The 4,674-nt window shown below is 73.4% G+C and carries 5 protein-coding genes; 4 read left to right on the forward strand and 1 reads right to left on the reverse strand.

Annotation, left to right across the window (positions count from 1 at the left end):
• Positions 1-1,118 (forward strand): alpha/beta hydrolase (locus tag Q0R13_RS16880; protein ID WP_293906068.1); only part of this gene is annotated, 1,118 nt, incomplete at its 5' end.
• A 330-nt stretch (positions 1,119-1,448) separates the two neighbouring features.
• Here Q0R13_RS16880 and Q0R13_RS16885 read toward each other — a convergent pair.
• Positions 1,449-2,522: a 2OG-Fe(II) oxygenase gene (locus Q0R13_RS16885; RefSeq protein WP_293906070.1), complete on the reverse strand. Its 1,074-nt coding sequence runs from the start codon at positions 2,520-2,522 to the stop codon at positions 1,449-1,451.
• Between the two features lie 134 nt (positions 2,523-2,656).
• On the opposite strand from Q0R13_RS16885, the gene Q0R13_RS16890 reads away from it, so the two are divergent.
• The 3 genes from Q0R13_RS16890 to Q0R13_RS16900 all read left to right on the forward strand — a co-directional run bounded on the left by Q0R13_RS16890 (position 2,657) and on the right by Q0R13_RS16900 (position 4,612).
• Positions 2,657-2,842: a hypothetical protein gene (locus Q0R13_RS16890; protein ID WP_293906072.1), complete on the forward strand. Its 186-nt coding sequence runs from the start codon at positions 2,657-2,659 to the stop codon at positions 2,840-2,842.
• A 94-nt stretch (positions 2,843-2,936) separates the two neighbouring features.
• Entirely contained in the window at positions 2,937-3,932 is a 996-nt protein-coding gene (locus Q0R13_RS16895; protein ID WP_293906074.1) for a hypothetical protein, read from the forward strand.
• 8 nt (positions 3,933-3,940) lie between these two features.
• Positions 3,941-4,612 (forward strand): DsbA family protein, encoded by a 672-nt coding sequence (locus tag Q0R13_RS16900; protein ID WP_293906076.1) that lies wholly within the window; start codon positions 3,941-3,943, stop codon positions 4,610-4,612.
• Positions 4,613-4,674 lie beyond the last annotated feature (62 nt).

A 4,674-nucleotide genomic window follows, 5' to 3' on the forward strand; every position in this document is an offset into this window, starting at 1 on the left:
AGCCCGGCGGCGACGAACTGCTGGCCGAGACCGCCTTTGGCCTGACCCCCGCCGAGGCCCGCGCCGCCGCCCTGGTGGCCCGCGGCGCCACCGCGCCCGAGGCCGCCCAGGCGCTGGGCGTCAGCCCGGAGACCGTGAAGACCCACATCAAGTCGGTGCTGCTGAAGACCGGGGCCAAGGGCGCCAAGGACCTGGCCCGCCTGCTGGTCGAGGCCCGCGAGCTGGTGGCCCTGGCCGACGCCTCGGAGGCGGTGTTCGGCGAGGAGGAGGGCGGCGGTCGCCTGCGGGTCATCGCCTCCCTGGACGACACCCGGCGCATCGCCCTGATCGACTACGGCCCGTACGACGGCGACCCGGTGCTGGTGTTCCACGGCGCGGCGGCCGGCCGCCGCCTGCCCGACGCCTTCCGCGCCGGCCTGGTCGCCGCGGGTCTGCGGCCCATCGTGCTCCAGCGCCCGGGCTTCGGCCTCAGCGACCCGGCGTCGGGCGACTATGTGGCCACCGGCGCCGCCGACATGGCCGCGGTGATCGAGCACCTGCGCCTGAAGTCGGTCCACATGCTGGCCCGCGACACCGGCATACCGGTCGCGCTGGGGTTCGCCCACGCCTACCCCGACCTCCTGGGCCGCGCCGTACTGCTCAACCCCAATCCGCCCATGTCGCAGGGCGACGAGCGCGGCACCCTGGTCTCCGGGGTCCAGAAGCACCTGCTGCGCAACCCGGACCTGGTCGCTACCTTCGCCGAGTTCCTGCGCCGCCAGGCTACCACCCAGCTCCTGGAGCGCATCCTCGACAAGGCCTTCAGCGACGTCGAGCCGGATGCCCGCGCGCTGCAGGACCCGGCGGTGCGCCAGTTCCTGATCCGCGACATCCAGGCGATGTGCGCCCGCTCGATCCTGGGCTTCGCCTCCGAACACGCCGTCTACGCCAACGGCTGGGAACCGCCGGCCGGTCTCCCGGCCGGCAAGGCCTGGACCATCGCCTCCTCCGCCGAGCTGTCGGGGCCCCTGGATCCCGCCTGGCTGCGGATCCCCGACCTCAGGGTGGTGAGCGTCGAGGGCGCCGGCGTCCTGCCCCAGTTCACCCACCCCGACGCCCTGGTCCGCCTGATCGCCTGAGCGGCGCCGTCAACACCCCCGATCGGGGGAGGCCGTCGAACCGCGCCAGACCTAGAGCCTTTCCGGTTCAAATGGACTCATTTGAACCGGACAAAAAGGCTCTAAATCAAAAGCTTAGAGCACGACGGGCGCTTGAACCGGTATCCACTTCAAGCTGTCGTGCTCTAGGTTCGGACCTCCGAGGCGACCCTTGCGGAGCCTCGGTTGTTCCGCGCTGGGGCCGGGCTCATTCCGGCCATCCGTGATACCCGCGCAGCCCGGGCGGGCGACCGTCCGGGAGTCATGGATGGCCGGAACCAGCCTGCCCCGCGGACCCTGCCCCGCGTGATCCTATCCGGCGGCTTCGGTCCGCGCCTCGCCCGGCGCCAGCAGGTGCCGGTTGCGGTCCCGGAGTTCCGCCCCGGCTTCGTCGAACAGGAAGGGCAGGGTGGCATACCGCGTCCCCCGGGTGACCGGCGTCGCCTCGTGCAGCAGCGAGCAGGAGAACACCACCGCGCCCCCGGTCGGCGGCCGGTAGGTCTGCGGCCCGAACTCGGGGAAGCGCAGGTCGCCGCCCTCGAAGTCCTCGGCGTTGAGGTTGATCGAGACCGCGAACCGGCGATGCGCCGTGCCCGCCGTCGTGTTGTCCCGGTGGGGCTTGAAATATCCCCCGTCGGCGGCGTCGTAGCAGGCCACGATGTAGCGCTCGATCCGCGTCGCCTTGAACTGGAAGACCTTCTCCAGCTCCGGCGCCAGCCGCCGTTGGATGCGGTTGCGGATCTCGGCGATCAGGCCCGGGTCGGCGATGGCCGCGTCCCGCCGCCGCTTGAAGTCGTCCAGCACCCCCACGGTCCGGCCGTCGCGCTCGCGCATCACGCCAGACGGGGCGCCGCCCTGCGCCTGATAATAGGCGATCAGCCGCCGGCACAGCTCGGTCTCCAGGATGCGGGGGGTGATCAGCACCGGGGCGTGCAGCGGGACGCCGGCGTGCTGCTCCGGCGGCCCCAGGCGGGCCACCCGCCGAAACAGGCTCTCGCCCTGGCTCAGCGGCGCCCAGCCGAGGATCCGCTGGGTCGGGTCCACCACCACCCAGCGCGGGGCGAGCACTCCGTCCGGGCCGTCGGCGTCGTACAGCCGGCGCAGCGCGCCGTCCGCGTCGCCGAACCAGCGCATCGGCGGCTCGTCCCGCGCCGCGTCGAACGAAGCCTGGTCCGGCAGCACCCCGAACACCAGGCAGACGTCGTCGCGGAACAGCTCCGGGAACCGCCCCACCAGGGCCACCGCCGCGTCCCGCTCCGGCCCCGGCGGCGGCAGGAAGCCCAGGACCACCCAGCGTCCGCCCAGGCTCGAGAAGGCGAACCGCGGGTTGACCGGCGACGGCGCCTTGAAGATCGGGGCCGGGGCGCCCGGAAACAGCGAATCCATGCCGACCTCTTACGCGCCCCGCGCCCCGCCTCGCCAGCCTAACCGTCGCTCGCCAACCGGCCCAGGGGCCGAGGCCTGCGTCGCCGGTCCCTCGCCCACTTGCCCCCGGCCGCGGCTTCCGCCAAAGCCTCCCCATGTCGAAGGCTTCCTTCACCGACCGCCCGGTCATCGTCGTGCGCATCATGGCGCTGGTCACCGTCGTCCTGGCGCTGCTGTGCGTGGGCCTGGCGTGGGCCTGGCAGTCCGAACGCCAGCAGGCCGCCTGCTGGCGCACCGCCGCCGAGTTCCAGCTCCAGCCCGACGCCGCCTGCAGCGGGTAGCCGGGAGCCCCACGATGGGGGCGCCACCTTCGTCCGCTGCCCGCCAGGTCTGGGGTGCTTGACGCGGCGGGCCGCTCAAGGGCTCCTTCGGCGCATGAAGAGACGCCTGCCGCTCGCCACCGGTTTCGCCTGTGCGCTGGCGTCGGCTGCCGCCGCCCAGGCCCCGCCCCGCGCACCCGACGGCCATCCCGACCTCACCGGGGTCTGGTCGAACGCGTCGCTCACCCAACTGGAACGCACCAGCGGGGCCGGGCTGGTGGTCCCCGACGCCGAGGCCAAGGCGCGGGCCGCGCGTAACGCCCGCGCGCTCGCCGCGGCCGCCCAGCCCTCGCGCCTGGACGACGGGCTGCTGGACCAGACCGTGATCGGGGTCCCGTTCAACAGCTTCTGGCGCGACGCCGGCACGTCGCTGGGGCGCGTTAAGGGCCGGTTCCGGTCGTCCTGGATCGTCGAACCGGCCGACGGCCGCCTGCCGCTCACCGCCGCCGGCCGCGCGCGGGCCCGGGAGGCGGCGGCCACCGCCAACGTCATGGCGCCCGCTGGCCCCGAGGCCATGGCCCCCAACGACCGCTGCCTGATCGCCTCGCGCGGGTCCGGCGGGCCCGGCATGCTCAACAACATCTACAACTCGAACTACCAGATCGTGCAGACCCCGCGGGCCGTCGCCATCGTGGTCGAGATGGTCCACGACGCCCGCACCATCCCGATCTTCCCCACCAGGGCCGCCGCCCAGGCCGGCCACGGCCCGGCGGTCCTGCAACCGTGGCTGGGCGACAGCGTCGGCTGGTGGGACGGCGACGCGCTGGTCGTCGAGACCGTGAACGTGAACCCGGCGGAGGGGGTGTTCGGGCCGATCTTCCTGTCGCCGGGCGGCCGGGTCACCGAACGCCTGACCCGGGTCTCGCCGCGCGAGATCGACTACGCCTTCGAGGTCGAGGACCCGGTCTACTACACGGCCCCCTGGCGCGCCGAGCTGAGCCTGAACGCCATCTCCGGCCCCGTCTACGAATACGCCTGCCACGAGGGCAACTACGCCATGCGCGGCGTCCTGGCGGCGGGGAATAGGCAGGCCGCGCCGCGCGGGCCATAACCGGCGGCATGCCGACCGGCCCGACCGCCCTCCTCCGGCGCCATCCGCGAACGACCCTGGGCCTGGCGGTCGTCCTGGGCGTCGCGGCCTCCAGCCTGCTGCAGTGGTGGCCGCAGGAGGGCCGGCGGCTGAGCCTGACGCCGGTGGTCGCCGCGGTCCTCGACGACCCCGGGTCGCCGCACGCTGGGCCGGCCAGCGCCGACGTCACCGTGGTGGTATTCACCGACTACCAGTGCCCGATCTGCAAGGCGACGGACGGGGCGCTGGCGCTGCGGCTGGCCCGCGATCCGAACCTGAAGGTGGTCTACAAGGACTGGCCGATCCGCGGCCCGCTCTCCGACCTGGCCGCGCGCACGGCGCTGGCCGCCGACCGCCAGGGCCTCTATCCGCAGGTCCACGACGCCCTGATGGCCGCGCGGGGCGGGCTCAGCCCCGAGCGGATCGCCGCCATCGCCGCCCAGGCCGGCGCCGACCCGACCCGGCTCAACGCCGATCTGGCGGTCCACGCCCGCGAGATCGACGCCCAGCTGGCGCGCCACAACCTGCAGGCCTTCTCGCTCGGGCTGCAGGGCACGCCCGGCTATCTGGTCGGCCCCTACCTGTTCGAGGGCGGCCTCGACGACCGCCGCCTGGAGCACGCCATCGACCGCGCCCGCCGCGCCGGGCCGCCGCGGGCCTAGAGCCTTTCTGGTTCAAGTGGAGTCACTTGAACCAGATAAAAAGGCTCTACCTCTTGAATTAG

Origin of the sequence: Phenylobacterium sp., assembly GCF_025351295.1 — a bacterium.
Lineage (GTDB): Bacteria > Pseudomonadota > Alphaproteobacteria > Caulobacterales > Caulobacteraceae > Phenylobacterium.